The following is a 20,861-nucleotide window of genomic DNA, read 5'->3' as shown; positions in this document are numbered from 1 at the left end:
GGCCGCAGCGGGGCGCACAGGCTCCTGTCGACGCGCTGCTGTGCAGGACAATAGCGAACGCCACGCCCTGGCCGGCGCCGTGTGCGAATGCGTAGCGCCCTGGGCGCACAGATCCACACATGCTGCCGCCGGTTGGCGTCTCCATCGCGCCAAGCAAGGCGTCGCCGCCGATGTCGTTGGCGCCGCACGCCATACCTTGCACACTGTCACGCCGCGCCGCAGCTGGACTCGGCTGGGCGCAGGCGCTAGCGTGATGCGGATTTTTTGCCTACAGGGGAATGCCCAATGCGCCATGACGCGCAGCCGCGCCAGCTCACTTTTCGTGCCGTCGTGCTGGCCATCGTGCTGGCGGTGGTGCTTTCGGCCGCCAATGCTTATCTCGGCCTGTTTGCCGGCCTGACCATCGCCACCGCCATTCCGGCGGCGGTGGTGTCGATGGGCGTGCTGCGCCTGCTCGGCGGCGGCACCATCCTGGAAAACAACATCGTCCAGACCGGCGCTTCGGCGGGTTCGTCGATCGCGGCCGGGGTCATCTTCACCATCCCGGCGCTGGTGATCATGGGCTACTGGCCGGACTTCAAATACTGGTGGGTGCTGGGCATCGCCGGTATGGGCGGCCTGCTCGGTGTGCTGTTCTCGGTGCCGTTGCGGCGCTCGATGATCGTCGAAGACCCGCTGCCGTTCCCCGAAGGCAAGGCCGCGGCCGAGGTGCTCAAGGCCGGCGAAAACCCCGGCCCGGGCCTGAAGATCCTGGCCGCCTCCGGCGCCATCGGCGCGCTGGTCAAGCTGGCTGCGGCCAGTGGCTTGCGGGTGATCCCGGACACCTGGGCGCAGGCCACCTACCTGGGCAGCAGCCGCCTGGTGGGTTACCTGGGCACCAACCTGTCGCCGGCACTGTTGGGCGTGGGCTACATCGTCGGCTTGAACGTCGGCATCGTGGTGTTGTCCGGTTCGATCCTGTCCTGGCATATCGCCATTCCGCTGTATCAGCAGTTCTTCATGGGCTCGGACCCGGCGCTGGCGCAGAGTCTGGTCGGTGCCCCGGCTGCCGATACGGCGTTTGGCATCTGGGGCGCGAAGATCCGCTACCTCGGCGTCGGCGCGATGTTGATCGGCGGCGTGTGGACCTTGTTCTCGCTGCGTAAATCACTGTTTTCCGGCGTCAAGAGCGGCTTTGCCGCCGCGCGCAAGAGCGGTGGCGGCGTGGTCGCCGAGACCGAGCGCGACCTGCCGATGAAGTGGATGCTGGTGGCGCTGGTGCTGTGCACCCTGCCGCTGCTGGGCCTGTATCAGGCCATCGTGCAGCAATGGCACGTGTCGATCCCGATGACCATCATCATGATCGTGGCCGGCTTTCTGTTCGTGTCGGTGTCCGGCTATCTGGCCGGGTTGATCGGTTCGTCCAACAACCCGGTGTCGGGTATCACCATCTCCACCATCCTGTTCGCCTCGGCGGTGCTGGTGCTGTTGTTGGGCAAGAGCGGCCTGGTGCCGGTGGGCATCGGCGCCGCACCGCTGGGCGCGGTGGCGGCCATCATGATCGGTGCGGTGGTGTGCTGCGCGGCGGCGGTGGGCGGCGACAATCTGCAGGACCTCAAGGCCGGTTATCTGGTCGGTGCCACGCCGTGGAAGCAGCAGTTGATGCTGGGGATCGGCGCGTTCTCGTGCGCATTGATCATGGCGCCGGTGTTGAACCTGCTGGCGCAGGCGTACGGCATTGGCCCGGCCACGCCGCAGCATCCCAACTCGCTGGGCGCGCCGCAGGCCACGTTGATGGCCTCGGTGGCCAAGGGCCTGTTCGGCGGGCAGCTGCCGTGGTCGATGATTGCGATCGGTGCTGCTGTGGGCGCGGCGATCATCGCGCTGGACGAATGGTTGAAGGCCACCGGCAAGCGCTTCCGTGTGCCGGTGCTGGCCGCGGCCATCGGTATCTATCTGCCGCTGGAACTGATGGTGCCGATCTTCATCGGTGGCCTGATCGCGCACCTGGTGGAGCGCTTCCACAACATTCGCGCCGACGACGAAGACGGCCGCGACCGCGTGCATCGCCCGGGCGTGCTGTTCGCCGCCGGCCTGATCACCGGCGAGGCGTTGATGGGCATCGCCATTGCGGTGCCGATCGTGCTGTCCAGCCGTGCGGATGTGCTGGCGCTACCGGCCGCCCTGCAGCTCAATCAATGGGTCGGCCTGGCCATTCTCGCCCTGGTCGGTTGGCTGCTGTACCGCGTCGGCAAGCGCGGCGAACAAGCCGCCTGAGCCTGCGACAAACACGGCGCATGCGCTGCATGCGCCGTCCTGGCAGGCGCGCAAGGCGACCTGCCTGCAGCGGATGCCGCTGCCATCATCTGCATCATCCCCATGCACCGCGGCTGCAGACTATCGCCCGTCCCTGAGGGCACCTCGTCGTCTGCAGCCTGTCTTTGCGTCAGCTTTATGCCAGGTCCAGGACTCGTGCATAGCACCTTTATGCCGCTGCTGCGTATCGTGCCGTCTCCCGCACGGATGATGCGCCGCCATTGCCGCACGCCTGGATCGACCCCGCTGATCTCCGCGCCATAGGCCATCGCGCCGCCGCTGCTGCCGACAAAAACGTTAGCCCAATCACACTGCGCTTCTTCCAAGGCACGGTTGCGGCCGCTTTTTGTCTGGCGAGCTCGACAGTTGGATAGGATCGACCAGACGCCGCCGTTTGGGCGTCGTGCGGTCGCCTTACCTCTCCACCCGCATTCCCCCACTCACTGCTGGCCTGTTGTGTCTTGGCCCAGCGCCCTGCCATGGAGTTACTGCAATGCTGACTGTTATTTCCGGTTCTTCTTCCCGCGCACGCCGCATCTCGCTGCTGACCATCGCCGTGGCCGGCATGCTGTGCGGCCTGGCCACGCAAGCGCAGGCGCAAGACGCCACCGAAGCGGCGCTCTGCACCGACCGGCCGACCAGGGCCAATTCCACCTGTACCGTGCCGACCGGCGCCTGGCAGCTGGAAACCGACATCGGCAGCTATACACGCGACAGCCAGCCCGGCACACGCATCGAAACCTCGGTGTTTACCAATCCCACGCTCAAGTACGGCGTCAGCGACCGCATCGATCTGCAGCTCAACTGGGCGCCACAGCTGCAGGTCAAGACCACCGATCGCACCACCGGCGCACGCAGCAGCCTGAGCGGCGGTGGCGATATCTATCTGCGCATGAAGGCGCGTTTCTACGAAAGCGACACCGCCACCGTGGCGGTACTGCCGTTCGTCAAGGCGCCGACCGCCCGCACCGGCCTGGGCAACGACGAGTGGGAAGGCGGCGTCGCTCTGCCGATCAACTTTGCGTTGCCCAACAGCTTCTCGTTGACCTTCGGCCCGGAGATGGACTGGTTGGCCGACAGCGAAGGTAGCGGCAAGCACATCGCAGTGATCAATGCGATCAACCTGGCTCATCCGCTCACGCCGAAGCTGTCGATGGCGGTGGAGGTGTGGTCCTCGATCAACCGCGACCCTGCTCAAACCATCGAACAATATTCGGCCGATATCGCCGCTGCGTATCTGATCAACCCGCTGTTGCAGCTGGACGTGGGCACCAACTTCGGCCTCAACGAGCGCACCCCGGACGCGCAGGTGTATGTGGGCATGTCGCACCGCTTCTGATGCGCTGCCGCCCGTGCCGCCCATAGGCGGCATGGGCATGGCGCGCGACGGCGTGCCGCACCCTTTCACGCCGCATGACGTCCTGCCTTTGCGCGTGCGCCGCAGCAACGCCTACCATCGACGTTTTGCCGTTGCCGGAGATGTCGATGAAGCTGCGTCACGCCGTATTGCCCTTGTGTTTGCTGGCCGCCTTGCCAAGCCTTGCCGCTGCGCGCGGTTTCGACGTGCGCGACATGGTGGCGCTGGACCGGGTCTCCTCGCCCACGCTCAGCCCGGATGGCAGCGTGGTGCTGTTCGCCAAGCGCCAGGCCAAGACCGCCAATGGCAAGCCGGCCACCAGCCTGTGGGTACGCAATCTGCGCACCCGCGATCTGTCGCCGCCCAAGCTACTCACGCCCGAAGGCTGGAACGTCAACAGCCCGGCGCTGTCGCCGGATGGCAAGGCGGTGTACTTCCTCAGCAGCAAGTCCGGCAGCCAGCAGCTCTATGCGCAGCCGTTGGCTGGCGGCACCCCGCAGCAGCTCACCGCGTTTGCGGTGGACGTGGACAGCTACAAGCTCTCGCCCGATGGCAAGCGCATCGTCTTCAGCGCCGGCGTGTTCCAGGACTGCGGCTCGGATCTGGCGTGCACCAAGAAAAAGCTGGCCAGCGTCAAGGACGCCAAGGCCAGCGGCGTGGTGTACGACCAGCTGTTCGTGCGTCACTGGGACACCTGGAACGATGGCCGCCGCAATACCTTGTTCGTGGCGGGATTGCCCGCAGCCGGCGCCAAGGCGGTGGCCGGTGCCTCGGCAATCAGCGCCACCCTGGCCGGCGATGCGCCCTCCAAACCGTTCGGTGGCAACGACGATTACACCTGGTCGCCGGACGGCAGCAGCGTGGTGGCCAGCGTGCGCATTCCGCAGCCGCATGGCCCGGAAGCCGGCAAGAACGGCAAGGCGGCTGGCAAGCCCACCGGCAACGACGAGCCGTGGCAGACCAACTTCGATCTGTATCGCCTGGATGCGGCCGGCAAGTCGGCGCCGGTCAATCTCACCGCGGCCAACCCGGCCTGGGACGCCGGCCCGGTGTTCAGCACCGACGGCAAGACGCTGTACTACCGCGCCATGAAGCGCCCCGGCTTCGAGGCCGACCGCTTCGGCCTGATGGCGATGGACGTGGCCAGCGGCAAGACGCGCGAGATTGCGCCGAAGTGGGATCGTTCGGCCGGCGAGATCGTGCTGAGCGATGACGGCAGCAGCCTCTACACCAGCGCCGACAATCTGGGCGAGCACCCGTTGTTCAAGATCGACATCGCCAGTGGCGAAGCGACCAAGCTGGTGGGCGAGGGCAGCGTGCATGCACCGACGCTGGCCGGTAACACCTTGGCGTTTACGCGTAGCTCGCTCAAGAGCGGCGACCAAATCTTCGTGAGCGACGTGCAGGGCCAGGGTCTGCGGGCGATCACCCAGAGCGCCGGCGAGCTGCTGCCGCAGGTGCAGTTCGGCGACTACGAGCAGTTCCAGTTCAAGGGCTGGAACAACGACACGGTGCACGGCTATGTGGTCAAGCCGTACAACTACCAGGAAGGCAAAACCTACCCGGTGGCGTTCCTGATCCACGGCGGCCCGCAGGGCAGCTTCGGCAATGGCTGGAGCAACCGCTGGAACCCGCAGACCTACGCCGGGCAGGGCTATGCGGTGGTCATGATCGACTTCCACGGCTCCACCGGCTACGGCCAGGAATTCACTGACGCCATCAGCCAGCATTGGGGCGACCGCCCGCTGGAAGACCTGCAAAAGGGCTGGGCCGCCGCGCAGAAGCAGTACGGCTTCCTCAATGGCGACAAGGCCTGCGCATTGGGCGCCAGTTACGGCGGCTACATGGTCTACTGGATGGCGGGGACGTGGCTTGACAAAGATGGGAACCACCCATGGAAGTGCCTGGTCGACCACGACGGTGTGTTCGACAACCGCACCATGGGCTACGCCACCGAGGAACTGTGGTTCAGCGAGTGGGAAAACGGCGGCACGCCGTGGCAGAACCCGGCCGGCTACGAGAAGTTCAACCCGGTGTTGCACGTGGACAAGTGGAAGGTGCCGATGCTGGTCATCCACGGCCAGCAGGATTTCCGCATCCCGGTCGAGCAGGGCCTGGCCGCATTCACTGCGCTGCAGCGCAAGGGCATCGACTCCAAGTTCCTGTACTTCCCGGACGAGAACCACTGGGTGCTCAAGCCGGACAACAGCATCCTGTGGCACGACACGGTCAATGGCTGGCTGAAGCAGCACATCGGCCAGTAAACCTTCAAAAAAAACCGGCATGCCGCCTTGCCGCGGCGTGCCGGTTTTTTTTGTGTCGCGGTAGCCTGCAGCAGGCGAGTGCGGCTGGCGATCGAAGAGCCGGCCACTGCGTATTGCCAGGGAATGCGTGGTGTCGCGTCAGAGCAGCTGACACGATGCCGGCACTCACCGCCGGGCCGGCGCGGCCCGGGGCTAGGTGCGGCATGTCCCACGTGTCCACTCGGTGCCTGCGCACCGTCTACACTCTCCTGACGACTGCCTGTTACGTGTGTTGGCCGTTGTTAGAGAGCTGGAAATATGGGGTGTTGCAGCGCTCGCTCAAGCAATACGTTGTGCCGCCGATATGTTCGCAGTCGAGTGCGCTTGCTGCTCGCTGTTGGATAACCGGCGATGAAATGGCTGCTGATCGCGGGCGGGCACCATCGCCCCGTCGTCATGTCGGCATGTCAAAATAGCGCTTCCTTAACTTTTCCAATCCCTGCCAGGATCGCAAGGGTCTTTCGCATGCGCACGTTCGTCCGCCCCGCCTTCCTCGGGCTTGCCCTGATCTTCAGCCCTGCCTGGAGCGCCGCACCGCGGCCTGCGGCGGCTGCGCCTGTACATGCGCCGGTGACCGCTGCGCCCGCCATTGCCAATGCCACAGACGCCGCCAACAGCGAGCTGCTGGTGCCGTTGCCGGCGACGCTCAAGCCGGGCATGAGCTACCGCGCGTTCTCGCAGGCGATTGCCGAGCAGGGCTGGCAGCCGGTCGACCGCCTGGCAGCGGACAGCTGCATGGCCGCGGGCGACTGCGAAATCGAATTTGTAGCGTCCACCGCTGGCGCACGTCTGCGCGTGCAGGTGGGGTCGCAAGCGGGGGCCGCAGTCGTGCAGGCCTGGACAGCGCGGCGGACGCCGGCCGATCGCATGGGCGCCACCAGCGCGTCGATCGACGCCCCGAAGGAGGCTCCGGCTGCAGTCGCCGGCACGGTGGCCGAACAGCCGCGCTGAGCGCCTGCAAGCTGTGCGATAGGCGCGGCGTATCATGACGCTGCGCACCCGGTGTGTGCAGACGCCGGTGCGTTGCTGCACCGCTGCGCCACTCCTGGCCCCGAGTCCCTGGCACTGCATGAATCCTCTCGCATGAAGAGCATCGATCCTGCCGATCTGGAAGCGTTGTTCGATGCGGTGCCGGACGTGTTGTTCTTCGTCAAGGATCGCGAGGGCCGCTACACCCACGTCAACCAGACCATGCTGCGGCGCTTGGGGCTGAAGCAGCGCAAGGACTTGATCGGCAAGCGTGTCGCCGAGGTCTATCCAAGTGGCCTGGGCGCCAACTACGCCAATCAGGACGAGCAGGTGCTGGCCGGCGAGGTGATCGACAACCTGCTGGAGCTGCATCTGTTCGCCAACCGCGAGCCTGGCTGGTGCCTCACCTGCAAGCGGCCGCTGCTGGTGGATGGCAAGGTGCAGGGCATCATCGGCATCTCGCGCGATCTGGGCCCCCAGGACGGGCACGAATCGCAGTACGAAAAGCTGCGGCTTGCACTGGCGTATCTCAACGCCAACTACGCGCAAAACGTGCGCATGCAGGCGCTGGTGGAGATCACCGGATTTTCGATGTCCAAACTGCAGCGCTCCTTCCGCAAGGTGTTCCAGCTGACGCCGCAACAAGTGCTGGCCAAGCTGCGCCTGCAGATGGCGATGCATCTGCTGCACGGAAACAAGAGCCTTACCGAAATCGGCCACGCTTGCGGCTTCAGCGACCAAAGCGCATTTGCGCGGCAATTCAAGCAGGCGGTGGGCATGACGCCACGCGAGTATCGTGCGTTGGCGAATGCCCAGCAGTTTCCTGGCCAAGCGTTGTAGAAAGTAGCTGCCTGCAGCGTGTCCCGCGATGGTGGGCGGGCAAGGGCCCTGCAGCCAAACCGCAGACCCATCGCTGTGCACAGCATCTCGCGAACTGCGCCAATCAACCCACGACAACCAGCATTCACGTCGTCGCATTGTTGGCTAACACCAAGCGCCGTCGGTCGAATGCGGGTGGCTCTTGGTTCACGTAAATAACGGCTAGTCACGTAAGCAACAGCTAGCTCGTCATCTTAGCTACGGCACCTTCATCGCTACCTGCATAAACAACTTGGGCGCAAAACGACCCATGAAAAGTCGCCCGCGCCCAAGTCTTCAGTCGCTAACCAGGTGTGATTACGCCAGCATGCGCACCTTCGGCTCGCGTGCCCATTGGCGTGTCTTTGCTGCGCTAACGAATGCCGTGGTGTCGGCCGCGGGGACCACGCCCGCATCCTTGCCGACATTGCCTGCCTTCAGCAGCAATTGCGCGCCATCGTCGAACGCAATCGCCTTCAGATGCGCCCAGGCAAAGCTCACGAAATCCAGTGCCGCCGATTCGCGTGTCAGCAACTTCGCTGCTTCCGACGACAGCAGCACTGCCACCGCATCGAACACCACCGAAGGCGTGCCTGCCAGCTGCCCATCGGCAGCCAGCTGCTTGCCGTCGCTGAGCTTGGCGCCGCCCAGCTTGGGCGCGACGATCTTGACCGTGGCGCCAGCAGCTTCTGCCGCCTTGCGCACGGCCTTGATCGCCGCTGCATCCGAACCATCGTGAATCAGGATGCCGACCGTGCGTCCCTTCAAGGTGTCTTTCATCTTGCCGATGACCTGCAAGGCAGGCGACAGCGGCAGGTCGGTGGGCGCAACCGCTGCAGGAGGTGCCGGCGGCAGGGTGGTCATGCCCATGCCATCGGCCACACGCTGCGCCAACTCCGGGTCGATGTGTCGCAGATGACCCACGATGGCTTCGCGCACATGTGCGGTTTCCACCTTCGACAGTTCAAACACCAATGCCGACGCAATATGTGCCTGTTCCGGCGCGGTCTGGCTGCGGAAGAACAGCCGTGCCTGGCTGTAATGATCGGCAAAGCTCTCTGCACGCACGCGGCCCTTGGCACCTTCTTCGGCCGGGGTCGCATGGCTGGGAAATCCACGCAGCGCCTCACGTGGCGCATCGGCCTGCAGCGAGCTGGGTTCGTAAGCAACACGTCCCTTTGGCACGCCCATCTGCATATGACCGTCGCGCTGATTGTTGGCGAACGGGCACTTGGGTGCGTTGATCGGAATCTGGTGGAAATTCGGACCGCCCAGACGGCTTAGCTGCGTATCCAGATACGAGAACAGGCGGCCCTGCAGCAGTGGGTCGTTGCTGAAATCGATGCCGGGCACGATGTTGGCCGGGCAGTATGCAACCTGTTCGGTTTCCGCAAAGAAGTTATCCGGCCAGCGGTCGAGCACCATGCGTCCGACGATCTGCAATGGCACCAACTCTTCGGGAATGACTTTGGTCGAATCGAGATGATCGAAGGGGAATGCCTCAGCCTGCGCCTCTGTGAACAACTGCACGCCCAGTTCCCATTCCGGGAAGTCGCCGTTCTGAATTGCTTCGAACAGATCGCGACGGTGAAAATCCTGGTCGGCACCGGCAATCTTGACCGCTTCGTCCCAGATGGTGGACTGCAGGCCCAGCTTGGGGCGCCAGTGGAACTTGACGAAGGTGCTGTCGCCGTTTTCGTTGAGAAAACGAAAACTATGGATGCCGAAGCCTTCGATCATGCGCAGCGAGCGCGGGATGGTGCGGTCGCTCATCGCCCACATGATCATGTGCATCGATTCGGGCGTCAGCGAGATGAAGTCCCAGAAGGTGTCGTGCGCACTGGCGGCCTGCGGGAAGCCGCGGTCCGGCTCCATTTTCACCGCATGAATCAGGTCAGGGAACTTCATCGCGTCCTGGATGAAGAACACCGGGATGTTGTTGCCAACCAGATCCCAATTGCCTTCCTTGGTGTAGAACTTCACCGCGAACCCGCGCACATCGCGCGGCGTGTCCACCGAGCCGGCGCCACCGGCGACCGTGGAAAAACGCGTGAACAACGGGGTTTTTTCGCCGACCTCGGTAAAGATCTTGGCGGTGGTGTATTGGCTCAACGACTTGGTCAGCTCGAAATAGCCGTGCGCGGCACTGCCACGTGCATGCACGATGCGTTCGGGGATGCGCTCGTGATCGAAGTGGGTGATTTTTTCGCGCAGGATGAAATCTTCCAGCAACGTCGGTCCGCGTGGCGTTGCGCGCAGGGAGTTCTGGTTGTCGCCAACCGGGATGCCCTGGTTGGTGGTCAGTTGCGGATGGCTACCGCCGGCCTTCTGGTGCAACTCATCGCCAGTGCCGCGCGACTCATTGGATGTGGCGCTTGCAGGTGCGACGGCATGAGCCTGCGCGGATTTACTGGGGGACTTGGCCATGGGGACTCCACTCTGGCGGGCTGGGATGCGGGCTGAGCAATAAAGCCTGGGAGTGGCGCTGTTAATTGCATGTGTCTGCATGCGAACGAATACTCACATGTGCAGCGAACATCGCACTGTGTGGCACTTGCATCCTGCATCGGTCACGCAAGGCGCGTTGCCGTGTTGCTGCATAACAGCGGACGCGACCATTGCGCTGTCAGATCGACGACGAAACGTCGTGAGCACTGTACAAGTGGATGCTAGCGTGCGGAGGAGCCGCAGTGGTTGAGTGGTGCATGCCGCACCGAACCGAACACCGAGCGCGCCCGCAAGCAGCGAGCACGCTCGCTTTGTCCGCCGCTCTTAGAGCAGATCCAGTGGCTGCTTGCGCGTGGGTGGCGCGAAGGCGTGATCGAGCTCTGCAAGATCTTCTGCATGCAGCTGCAGCGTGCACGCGGCGGCGTTGGCACGCACATGTGCAGGCGTTCCGGATTCGGGAATGGCGATGACACTGCCGCTGCGGATGGCCCACGCAAGCGCCACTGCCGTTGCCGCTACACCGCGGCGCTGGCCGATGACGTGCAGGACCGGGTGATCCAGCAACGCGCGGCTGCCAAGCGGCGAATACGCCATCACCGTCACGTCGTGCGCGGCGCACCACGGCAACAGATCGAATTCGATGCCGCGGCTGCCAGCGTGATACAGCACCTGGTTGACCAGGCAATGCGAGCCGCCGTCGATCGCCCACAACTCTTCCATGTCATCGACATCGAAGTTCGACACGCCCCAATCGCGGATCTTGCCGGCGTCGCGCAGCGCTTCGAACGCATCCACCACCTCGGCCAGGTTGCTGCCGCCGCGCCAGTGCAGCAGGTACAGGTCCATCGTCCTCACCCCCAGCCGTTGCAGGCTGGCTTCGCAGGCACGCGCAATCCCGCGTGCGCTGGCATTGCTGGGCAACACCTTGGAGACCATGTAGGGCGGCTGCGCGCTGCTGATGGCCTGGCCGATCAGTTGTTCCGAGCGGCCATTGCCATACATCTCGGCGGTGTCGATCAGCTGCATGCCCAATTGCTGCCCGAGCTGCAGCGCTTCGATTTCCTGCTGCGGTGCGTGCCGGCCCTGGCCCAGGTTCCAGGAGCCCAACCCTAATGCCGACACGCTGCGCCCATTGCGCAGGCGTACTTGCGCGCAGGTGGATGGAGAGGCTTCGGACATGGCTGGCTCCTGTCGCGTTGGAATGAAAGTGACGGCTGCGTCGTACCGATGTCGCCGCGTCAGTGCGACGATGGCGGCAGCGATGTTGCCGCAGTGTCTGCATGCGCATCCCAGAACGCGCAACGATGACGCTGCACGAAGTCCGGCGTTGCGCCGATCCTGTGCGGCGACAGCGTCAGCGGTGAATCGCCGTCGAAGCGCGGCCACTGCGGCCGCTGACCGCCATTGGGATCCCCGGTGCGCGCAAACGCACCCCAGTAATCCTGCAGCGTATTGGCAAGCGCCTGTTGCGCCGGACTGAACTGCGCATCGCCGCTGAGCACCCACGGGCGCTGAAACAGATACACCAGTTCGGAGGCATGAAAGGCACCCAAAGCGTGCGAAAACGGCAGGCGCAACAGGCCATACGGTGCCTGCGGGTCGTCGAACTCGTACGCGTACACCGGCGCATGGGTACGCAAGGCCTGCCCGAGCCGACGCGTGGGACAGGCGAAGCCACCATCGGTGACGATATCGGCGAATGCCTCCCAGCGCGATTGCGCAGCCACATCGGCGTACTGCGTAAGGATCGGGCCGGGCGAGGCATGCATGCGCTGCACGCGCGCTGCATAGCCGCTGCGCAAGTTGAGCTTGCCGATGTAGGACAGCAGCTGCGCAAACAAACGTCCCTCGTCGCGATTGTTGCCGATCAGTACCGGCACCTGCGCATGCTGGCCGCTGGCAATCGCGGCCGCTGGCGGCAGCGGCATCACCTCACCACCGGACATCGGTGCCCACGCATTGCTGCCGGTGAGCCCGCGTCGTTGTGGTTTTGCATCGGCCAGCGTGTCGGCAGGAAGCGCGCGCAGGCAGGCGGCGATATCGCTGGTCTGCGCGCAGCCCACGCTCTGCGCCATACGCACGCCGCCGCTTTCTGCTTCGCGCTGCGGCACGCTGGAATCGCTCGCCAGGCAACTGCCGCTTTGCAGGATGGCGCGTTGAAACAAGCCGGCGGCACTGGGCGAGGCAAGTTGATAACAGATGCTCCACGCACCGGCCGATTCGCCGAACACGGTGACGTTGTGCGCGTCGCCGCCGAACGCTGCGATATTGCGTTGCACCCAGCGCAAGGCCGCCTGCTGGTCGAGCAATGCATACGCGCCTTCGCCTTCGCCACGCAGACCTGGATGCGCGGAGAACCCGAACACACCCAGCCGGTAATTGGGCGCCACCACGATGACGTCCTGCCGCGCGGCCAACGCGTTCAGGTCGTAGTCGACATTGCTGCCCAGCTCCAGCGCGCCACCATAGATCCACACCATCACCGCGCGTGGATGCGCAGGTACGGGGCCGGGCGGCGCGTAGACATTGAGCGTGAGGCAATCTTCGGAAACATGCTTCTGTCCGAACCGATAGCGCGGCAAGCAGGCGGGCCCGGCCTGGGTGGCATCGCGGACCTGGCTCCATGCGGCCAACGGTTGCGGCGCGCGGAAGCGCAGTGCGCCCACCGGCGGCGCTGCAAACGGCACGCCCAAAAATGCCCGGCCTTGCGCACTGGTAACGCCACGCACCGGGCCGGTTGCGGTCTGCACCACCTCGGCACGCGCATCGGGCGCATGCACCAGCGCCGGCACCTCGCCAGGACGACGCGGTGCGCAGCCGACCAGCAGGCAAGCTGCCATCAGCACGGCGGCAAGAGAGTTCAGTTCACGCATGCGCTAGGGTCCGCTGTGGAGTGAGAGCGTTCGCCATCATCCGCATGGCACGTGTAGGCCAGGCAAACGAGAGAGTGGTGCGCGCGCCGCGCAGCGGATCGCACAGTGAGCCGGCCCCGTGCGCTGCATGGCCGTTCAATCGCGCTGTTTCGGGCATGCGTCGAGCTTCAGCCCGACGTGGATGCTGTTGGCGATGAGATCCAGGGCGAGAGCTGCGCCGGCAATCTGCCAACGCAGCATGCTCGCCGCCGGCAGCGAAACCGCAGTGCTGCGGCTGCCAGCCGAAGTACGCACCGCGCATTGGCATCCATACGCAGCGCATTAAAAAACCCAGCCGTGTGACCGGCCGGGTTTTCTCTTCACCGTCGCTGGTGTGCCGCTCAGGCCTCGGCGTCTTCCTTGTACGCATCCACCGGGATGCAGGCGCACATCACGTTCTTGTCGCCATAGACGTTGTCCACGCGCGCCACCGGCGGCCAGTATTTCTGATGCTTGAGGCTGGGCAGCGGAAAGGCGGCCAGTTCGCGCGGGTAGGCATGGGTCCACTCGCTGGCCGACACCTGCGTTGCGGTATGCGGTGCGTGCTTGAGCGGGTTGTCGTCGCGGTCAAAGCGGCCGTCTTCGATGGCGCGGATCTCTTCGCGGATCTGGATCATCGCGTCGATGAAGCGGTCCAGCTCATGCTGCGATTCGCTTTCGGTCGGCTCCACCATCAAGGTGCCGGCCACCGGGAAGCTCAAGGTCGGCGCGTGGAAGCCGAAGTCGATCAACCGCTTGGCGATGTCTTCGGCGCCGATGCCGCTGGTCTTCTCCAGCGGGCGCACGTCCAGGATGCACTCGTGCGCCACCAACCCGTTGCGGCCGGTGTACAGCGTCTTGTAATGCGGGGCCAGCCGCTTGGCGATGTAGTTGGCATTGAGCAAGGCCACTTGCGTGGCCTTGCGCAGGCCGGCGCTGCCCATCATGGTCACGTACATCCAGCTGATCGGCAGGATGGAGGCAGAGCCATAGCTGGCCGCGCTGACCATGCCCACATCGCCTTCGCCGCCCTTCAATCCGCTGCCATGGATGGCAGCTGTTTGATTTTCGCCGGCACGGATGCCGGCACTAGGAAGCGTCTTCGGGAGATACGGTGCGAGGTGCGACTTCACTGCACACGGGCCCACGCCCGGGCCGCCGCCGCCGTGCGGAATGCAGAAGGTCTTGTGCAGGTTCAGGTGCGACACGTCCGAGCCCCACTTGCCGGGCTTGGCCACGCCGACCAGCGCGTTCATGTTGGCGCCGTCGGTATAGACCTGGCCGCCATGCGCGTGCACGGCTTCGCAGATCGCCACCACGTCTTCTTCGAACACGCCGTGGGTGGAGGGGTAGGTGATCATCAGTGCGGCCAGGCGGTCGGAGTATTTCTCCGCCTTGGCGCGGATGTCTTCGACGTCGACATTGCCGTTGGCATCGCACTTGGTGACCACCACGGTCATGCCGCACATCTGTGCGGAGGCCGGGTTGGTGCCGTGCGCGGATTCCGGGATCAGGCAGATGTCGCGATGCGCCTCGCCGCGCGAGCGGTGATAGGCACGGATCGCCAGCAGGCCGGCATACTCGCCCTGCGCGCCGGAATTGGGCTGCAGGCTCACCGCGTCGTAGCCGGTGCATTCGACCAGCATCGCTTCCAGTTCGTCGATCAGCTGCGCGTAACCGGCCGACTGTTCGGCCGGCGCCAGCGGATGGATCGCGCCGAACTCCGGCCAGGTCACCGGGATCATTTCGGCGGTGGCGTTGAGCTTCATGGTGCAGCTGCCCAGCGGGATCATGGTGCGATCCATCGCCAGATCCTTGTCGGCCAGCGAGCGCATGTAGCGCAGCAGTTCGTGCTCGCTGTGGTGGGTGTTGAACACCGGGTGCGTCATGAAGGCACTGGTGCGCAGCAGGCCTTGCGGCAACGCATCGGCGGTGGCGGCATCGAGCGCATCCACATCTGCCGTGGCGCCGAAAAGAGCGGCCAGCGCAACCACATCGGCACGCGTGCTGGTTTCGTCCAGGCTGATGCCGACCGCTTCGCTGTCGATGGCGCGCAGGTTGATGCCGGCCGCGCGTGCGCGGGCGTGGATGGCGTCGGCATCGACCGCCTTGACGTGCAGGGTGTCGAAGAAATGCTCGCCCACAGTGACGCCGGCACCGCGCAGTGCGGCCGCCAGGATCGCCGTCAGGCGATGGGTGCGGCGCGCGATGCGGGTCAGGCCATCGGGACCGTGGTAGACCGCATACATCGAGGCCATCACCGCCAGCAGCACCTGCGCGGTGCAGATGTTGGAGGTGGCCTTTTCGCGGCGGATATGTTGCTCGCGGGTCTGCAGGGTCAAGCGATACGCCGGGTTGCCGGCGGCATCGATCGACACACCGATCAGGCGGCCCGGCATCGAACGCTTGTAGGCATCGCGGCAGGCCATGAACGCCGCATGCGGGCCACCAAAGCCGAACGGCACGCCGAAGCGCTGCGAATTGCCGACCACGATGTCCGCCCCCCATTCGCCGGGTGCGGCGATCAGGGTCAGCGCAAGCAGGTCGGTGGCCACTGCGACCAGGCCGCCCTGCGCATGCACCGCATTGGCCAGCGCGGCGTGATCGCCGATGTGCCCGAAGCTGTCCGGGTACTGCAGCAACACGCCGAAGCACTCGGCCTGCAGCGCTTCTTGCGGCGTGCCCACGCGCAGCACGATGCCCAGCGGCTCGGCGCGCGTGCGCAGCAGTTCCAGCGTCTGCGGGTGCACTGCGTCGTGCACGAAAAAGATGTCGGACTTCGACTTGGCCGAGCGCTTGGCCAGCGTCATCGCTTCGGCCGCGGCGGTGGCTTCGTCCAGCAGCGAGGCGTTGGCGATCTGCATGCCGGTCAGATCCGCGCACAGGGTCTGGAAATTGATCAGCGCTTCCATGCGGCCCTGTGAAATCTCCGCCTGGTACGGCGTATACGCGGTGTACCAGGCCGGGTTTTCCAGGATGTTGCGCAGGATCACCTTCGGCGTGTGGGTGCCGTAATAGCCCTGGCCGATGAAGGTGCGCTGCACCTGGTTCTTGCTGGCGATGGCGCGGATCTTGGCCAGCGCTTCTTCTTCGGTCATCGCATCGGGCAGCGCCAGCGCGGCCGGCGATTTGATGTTGCCCGGCACGATGGCGTCGGTGAGCGCATCCAGCGAGGCATGGCCGACCACGGCCAGCATCTGCGCGATTTCTGCGTCGTTGGGGCCGATATGGCGTTCGACGAACGCGCTGTGGTGTTCGAGGTCGCGCAGGGAAGACGGGGGCTGGGACATGGCGGGCATCCGGGGCAGGGGCAGACGAATGGTCGACCCGCACCGCAACCGGCATGGCGCGCATGAGCGCACCACGACCTGCCGCAGCGACGGTCTTCCTCGCGCCCCTCTGTCCTTTTGCCTGAGAGTTTAAAAACGCGGCCTGGCGCCTGGCCTGCCTGCGTTCCGTGCCCCTTCGGCGCCGGCATCGGCCGGTCTCTCCAGAGTTGTACTGCGGATGGTATCGGGCCTGAGCGATTACGGGCTGTTGCGCCTTCGGCAGCGGCAGTGCCGCTTCTCCCACCGTGTTGCCGCACAATTATAGCGTGGCCGCACGTGCTGCAGCGCCCGCGCGGGTCATCGGCACTGCCCATCTGCTTGGGTTTGCTTAACCTTGTCGGCGCAAGCGCCTATCATCGGCGCCCTCACGCTCTTTCCGGCGCGCGCTGGGCGGATGCCGGCGTGCGTCCCCGATGCACCACGTTGCGGATTCCTGCATGCCCCCCACCACGCCTTCCACCCGTCGCACGGCGCTGCTGCTCGCCGGGCTGGCGATGTTCGGCCCGTTTTCCATCGACACCATCTTCCCGGCGTTCTCGCGGCTCAGCCGCAGCCTGGCGGTGGACCAGGTGGCGATCCAGCAGACCATCAGCGTCTATCTGCTGGCCTATGGCGTGATGAGCATTGCGCACGGGCCTCTGTCCGATGCCTGGGGCCGCAAGCGGGTGATCCTGGGCGGGCTGGTGCTGTTCATCGCCGGCTCGATCGGCTGCGCGCTGTCGCAGGACCTGCCCACGCTGCTGGCGTTCCGCGCGTTGCAGGGCCTGTCGGCCGGCGTGGGCATGATCGTCGGGCGGGCGGTGATCCGCGACCTGTTCCATGGCCCGGATGCGCAGCGGCTGATGAGCCAGGTCTCGATGATCTTCGGCATCGCGCCGGCCATCGCGCCGATCATTGGTGGCTGGATCCTGCTCAGCGGCGCCGGCTGGCCGTTGATCTTCTGGTTTCTGGTGGTGTTCGGCCTGGTGCTGCTGGTGGCCACCATGACCTGGCTGCCGGAAACCCATCCGGTGGAAGCACGCACACCGCTGCAGTTCAAGCGCCTGCTGCAGGACTACGTGCGCATCGGCTTCAATCCGCGCTTCCAGCGGCTGGCCGCGGCCGGGTCGTTCAATTTCGCAGGCATCTTCTTGTACATCGCCTCGGCGCCGGTGCTGATCATGCAGCACCTGCATCTGGGCGAAGGCGACTTCGCCTGGCTGTTCATTCCCACCATCGGCGGCATGACGCTGGGTTCGTTCCTGTCCGGGCGCATGGCCGGCCAGATGAACCCGGTGCGGCAGACCCGCATCGGCTTCATCTGCTGCGGCGTGGCGGCGCTGGTCAACCTGGCCTATACGTTCGCGGTGGCGCAGATCGCGCTGCCCTGGGCGGTGCTGCCGATCTTCCTGGCCGGCGTCGGCATGGCGTTGATCTTCCCGATTCTCGCGCTGGCGGTGCTGGACATGTACCCGCAGCAGCGCGGCCTGGCCTCGTCGCTGCAGGCGTTCACCCAGCTGATGACCAATACGGTGGTGGCCGGGGTGCTCTCGCCGCTGCTGAGTGAACATCCGCGGCATCTGGCGCTCGGCATGACCGGTTTTTTCCTGCTGGGCTGGCTATTCTGGCGCTGGGAGCGCCGCAGCGGCCGCCGTTTACGGCACCGCCAGGCCACCGAGGCAGTGCCTCTGGAGCCGGCCGACCACCTCTGACCCCACAGGAGCCTGCATGTCCACCGATTCCAAGTTGCGCCGCGATGCCCGCAAGCGCGCCGCCGAGCGCCAGCGCAACCAGGCCGCCGCCAATCCCGCGCCGGTCTCCCCGATCGAGGCGCATGCCGAACTGCGCGACCAGCAACGCACGCTGCTGGCCGGCATCGTCCGCCGCGACGGCGAATGGGTACTGGGCATGGATGGCCGCATCGCCGGCGAAAGCACCAGCGCTGCGCAGGTATTGGCGCTGATCATGCGCGCCGCCGAACTGCACGAACGCCAGGGCACGCCGGTGCGGCTGACCTATTCGGACGCGCTGAAAGACGCCGCGCACGCCGAGGCCCAGGCCGACGGCATGGAGTTCGAGCAATTCAAGACCAAGTTGAGCGAACGCTTGCAGGGGGGCGCCAAGCTCAATTGAGCCACGCTCGCCGTGTGCCTTCGCTGGCGCCTTGAGGTCTGCGGCATTTAGAACGGGTCACCGGTTTGCCGTGCCAGCTGCAAGGGTGTGCAGCTGGCCGGTGTTGGATCTGCTGCCTGGCAGCTGTGTCGCGCGGCATCGCCGGCCAGCCAGCAGACCATTGTTCCCGTCCAGCGCATGGGGCCAACATCGTGGTTGGCCCCATGCGTGTCTTCGAACGCTTTCGATCGGGGATTCAGCTGCAGCCCCCAGCGCGCAGTCTCAGCGCGCCTGCGCTTGTCGCTGCGTTTCCTGCTGCGACGCCTGCGCCTGCGTGGCAGCATCGCGCTCCGTGCTGGGTTCCAGCGCCTGCAGGCGTTGCAGGCTGTTGGCAATGGGCTCCTCCTGCACAGCCTTGGCGTCGAAGCTGCCCCGCAGATGCGCTGGCGAGTCGAGCGCTCCCTGCACCACGAACCCGCGCGCGGGATCGTTGCCGAGTAGCACGTGATCCACCCGCTGCAAGCCATTCTCGCGTGCGGCCACCACCGACCCCAAGGCCAGGCGTTCGCTGTCCATCCCGGTCGCGGGGCCGGGTGCCGCCTGCAGGCGCTCCACGGCCGCCATGCATTGCTGCAGCAACGCATGATCCGGGTGCGTTGCATCGCGCGGGTCCGGCAGCGTTGGGGTGGCGTCCGTCGGCCGCGGCAGTACGCTGGCATCCACACGCTGCAGCTGGCCGTCGTATGTTCCGTCGGCACCGTCGGCGATGCGCTGCAGCCGCTCGGCAAACCCATAAGGCGACCCACCCACATTGCGCGCCATCGCGATTGCGAACTGCTCGGGCGACTGCGACGGAGCATTGCGGTCGCCGACCAGCGCCGTCAACGCACTACCGCCGATCTTGCCGGCGTCGGCGCTGGCGCGGGTCTGCTCCAGCAGCGCCTGCATCTGCACCTGGCTGAATTCCAGCGTGGTCTTCTGCCCTGGCGCGATTGCGCCGGTGCCCGTCATCTCGCCGCTCAACGCGCTGTTGAGGGTCTGCGCGATTGCCTTTTCCTCGCTGGCCTCGTTGCGCCCGCCCAGGCGCTGCAACAAGCCCGGCGCGGCCACATCGCCATCGATCTGGAAACGGTAGCTGCGCTGCTCCACGCGTTCGGCATCGTTGCCGTCGTACTGGCGCACGATCGTCAGCGGCACGTTGTCGCCGTACTGCAGCTGTTGCACCACGGTGTAGCCGTCCTGGCCCGGCGTGCTGATGCGCACCTGGCTGCCTTGGTTGCGGTTGCCGGCGACATCGGCGCTGAGCGGGCCCAGTTCCAGCTGCAGACGCTGCTGCGAGCTGAAATTGATCCGTTCCAGCGTCTGCATCTCATCGACGCCCGGAACGCCCGGGGCAATCTTGCCCTCGCGCACGAACGCGCCCATGGCCGCAAGCGCACGCGGATCGGCCAGGTCGAATTGCGCGCTGTGCACCTGCGACTGGCCCAGGGAGTCGGCGCGCCCGAGCAGGGCCTGCGCCGGTCCGGCCTTGATGCCCAACGCATTCACCGCCTCGATGGCCGCGTTCGGCCCGGTCACCACCCGCACGTGGCGCGCGTCGACGCGTTCGATCATGTAGCTGCGGCCGCTGGCTTCGGTGATCTCGCTCTGCGTGGTCAGCGATCGCAGGCTTGCCGAGGATTCGCGCTGCACAAAAGTCTGGGTGTCCATCACCGCGCGTGCGCCGATCGGAAGGCTCTCCGGCTGCAGCGGATTGACTCGCCTGGCGGCTTCCAGCGGTTGATCGACACCGGGCAGTGTCACTGCGTAGCGCATGCGCTGCCCGGCACTGGCGCCTGCCTCGATGCTCAGCTTGCTGTCGCCCAGCTTGGATTGCAGGCTTTGGTGCTGGCCGGTCTGTGCATCGGCCTCAAGGCTGAAGGTGGTGGTCCTTGCATCGGCATCGCTGAGCATGCCTGCGCTCAGCGCGCCGCCGCGACGCAGGCTGGCCTCGCCCAGTGGCTGCGTCGGGCTGCCGCTGCTTTGCTCGCTGGTCTGCGAATATTTGGCCGACTGCTCTGCCGGGGTGACCGAGACGGTGCCGCTTCCCACCTTCACCGCGTATTCGCTGTTGGAGCTGCTGTAGGTCGGGTCGAATGCGCGATCGTTCGCATCGTCGATGAACTGCGTGTTGCGGTCCACATCGCGTGCGTCCGGGCCGGTGGAGGCGTTGCTCATTAGAATGCTTCCTGCATGCTGCGCCTGTGCAGCGGGCGCGCAGTATATCGCCGGCGTTTTAGGCGTTTATCAAAGGAACGTTAGGCGGCGGCCCTGGTGACGG

At 65.5% G+C, this 20,861-nt stretch carries 12 protein-coding genes, 1 other RNA gene and 1 riboswitch; of the genes, 8 read left to right on the top strand and 5 right to left on the bottom strand.

Annotated features, from left to right (window positions below):
• Positions 1 to 285 precede the first annotated feature (285 nt).
• The 6 genes from A7D16_RS10390 to A7D16_RS10360 all read left to right on the top strand — a co-directional run bounded on the left by A7D16_RS10390 (position 286) and on the right by A7D16_RS10360 (position 7,764).
• Positions 286 to 2,256 carry an OPT family oligopeptide transporter gene (locus A7D16_RS10390; protein WP_064632350.1) on the top strand — a complete coding sequence of 657 codons (1,971 nt, stop codon included), beginning with the start codon at positions 286 to 288 and terminating at the stop codon, positions 2,254 to 2,256.
• A gap of 532 nt (positions 2,257 to 2,788) precedes the next feature.
• Positions 2,789 to 3,634, top strand: coding sequence for a transporter (locus tag A7D16_RS10385; RefSeq protein ID WP_064632348.1), 846 nt, complete (start codon positions 2,789 to 2,791; stop codon positions 3,632 to 3,634).
• A gap of 146 nt (positions 3,635 to 3,780) precedes the next feature.
• A complete protein-coding gene (locus A7D16_RS10375) occupies positions 3,781 to 5,916 on the top strand; it encodes an alpha/beta hydrolase family protein (RefSeq protein WP_064632345.1) in 2,136 nt (711 codons plus the stop codon).
• A gap of 203 nt (positions 5,917 to 6,119) precedes the next feature.
• A non-coding RNA gene (locus A7D16_RS10370) (sX9 sRNA) lies at positions 6,120 to 6,193 on the top strand.
• 227 nt (positions 6,194 to 6,420) lie between these two features.
• A complete protein-coding gene (locus A7D16_RS10365) occupies positions 6,421 to 6,906 on the top strand; it encodes a hypothetical protein (protein ID WP_064632343.1) in 486 nt (161 codons plus the stop codon).
• A gap of 132 nt (positions 6,907 to 7,038) precedes the next feature.
• The gene (locus tag A7D16_RS10360; protein WP_064632341.1) at positions 7,039 to 7,764 is read left to right on the top strand and encodes an AraC family transcriptional regulator; all 726 of its coding nucleotides are present in this window, start codon (positions 7,039 to 7,041) and stop codon (positions 7,762 to 7,764) included.
• Positions 7,765 to 8,100: 336 nt separating this feature from the next.
• On the opposite strand, the gene A7D16_RS10355 is transcribed toward A7D16_RS10360, so the two are convergent.
• The 4 genes from A7D16_RS10355 to gcvP all read right to left on the bottom strand — a co-directional run bounded on the left by A7D16_RS10355 (position 8,101) and on the right by gcvP (position 16,411).
• Positions 8,101 to 10,209 (bottom strand): catalase, encoded by a 2,109-nt coding sequence (locus A7D16_RS10355; RefSeq protein WP_064632339.1) that lies wholly within the window; start codon positions 10,207 to 10,209, stop codon positions 8,101 to 8,103.
• 345 nt (positions 10,210 to 10,554) lie between these two features.
• On the bottom strand, positions 10,555 to 11,409 hold the full coding sequence (locus A7D16_RS10350) for an aldo/keto reductase (protein WP_064632337.1): 855 nt from the start codon (positions 11,407 to 11,409) through the stop codon (positions 10,555 to 10,557).
• Between the two features lie 59 nt (positions 11,410 to 11,468).
• Positions 11,469 to 13,103 (bottom strand): carboxylesterase/lipase family protein, encoded by a 1,635-nt coding sequence (locus A7D16_RS10345; protein ID WP_064632335.1) that lies wholly within the window; start codon positions 13,101 to 13,103, stop codon positions 11,469 to 11,471.
• Between the two features lie 380 nt (positions 13,104 to 13,483).
• A complete protein-coding gene (gene gcvP, locus A7D16_RS10340) occupies positions 13,484 to 16,411 on the bottom strand; it encodes an aminomethyl-transferring glycine dehydrogenase (RefSeq protein ID WP_064632333.1) in 2,928 nt (975 codons plus the stop codon).
• Between the two features lie 99 nt (positions 16,412 to 16,510).
• Positions 16,511 to 16,625: riboswitch (glycine riboswitch) on the bottom strand.
• A 262-nt stretch (positions 16,626 to 16,887) separates the two neighbouring features.
• Between gcvP and A7D16_RS10335 the strand changes: the two genes are divergently transcribed.
• Both A7D16_RS10335 and A7D16_RS10330 read left to right on the top strand, forming a co-directional pair.
• Entirely contained in the window at positions 16,888 to 18,141 is a 1,254-nt protein-coding gene (locus A7D16_RS10335; RefSeq protein WP_064632331.1) for a multidrug effflux MFS transporter, read from the top strand.
• 16 nt (positions 18,142 to 18,157) lie between these two features.
• Positions 18,158 to 18,562 carry a hypothetical protein gene (locus A7D16_RS10330; protein ID WP_064632329.1) on the top strand — a complete coding sequence of 135 codons (405 nt, stop codon included), beginning with the start codon at positions 18,158 to 18,160 and terminating at the stop codon, positions 18,560 to 18,562.
• A gap of 261 nt (positions 18,563 to 18,823) precedes the next feature.
• Here the strand turns inward: A7D16_RS10330 and A7D16_RS10325 are convergent, their stop codons facing one another.
• Positions 18,824 to 20,758 carry an XVIPCD domain-containing protein gene (locus A7D16_RS10325; RefSeq protein WP_064632327.1) on the bottom strand — a complete coding sequence of 645 codons (1,935 nt, stop codon included), beginning with the start codon at positions 20,756 to 20,758 and terminating at the stop codon, positions 18,824 to 18,826.
• Positions 20,759 to 20,861: the final 103 nt, after the last annotated feature.

This window comes from Xanthomonas nasturtii (assembly GCF_001660815.1).
GTDB classification, from domain to species: domain Bacteria; phylum Pseudomonadota; class Gammaproteobacteria; order Xanthomonadales; family Xanthomonadaceae; genus Xanthomonas; species Xanthomonas nasturtii.
Note: the sequence above shows the minus strand (reverse complement) of the source record. Positions and strands in the feature narration are given on the sequence as shown.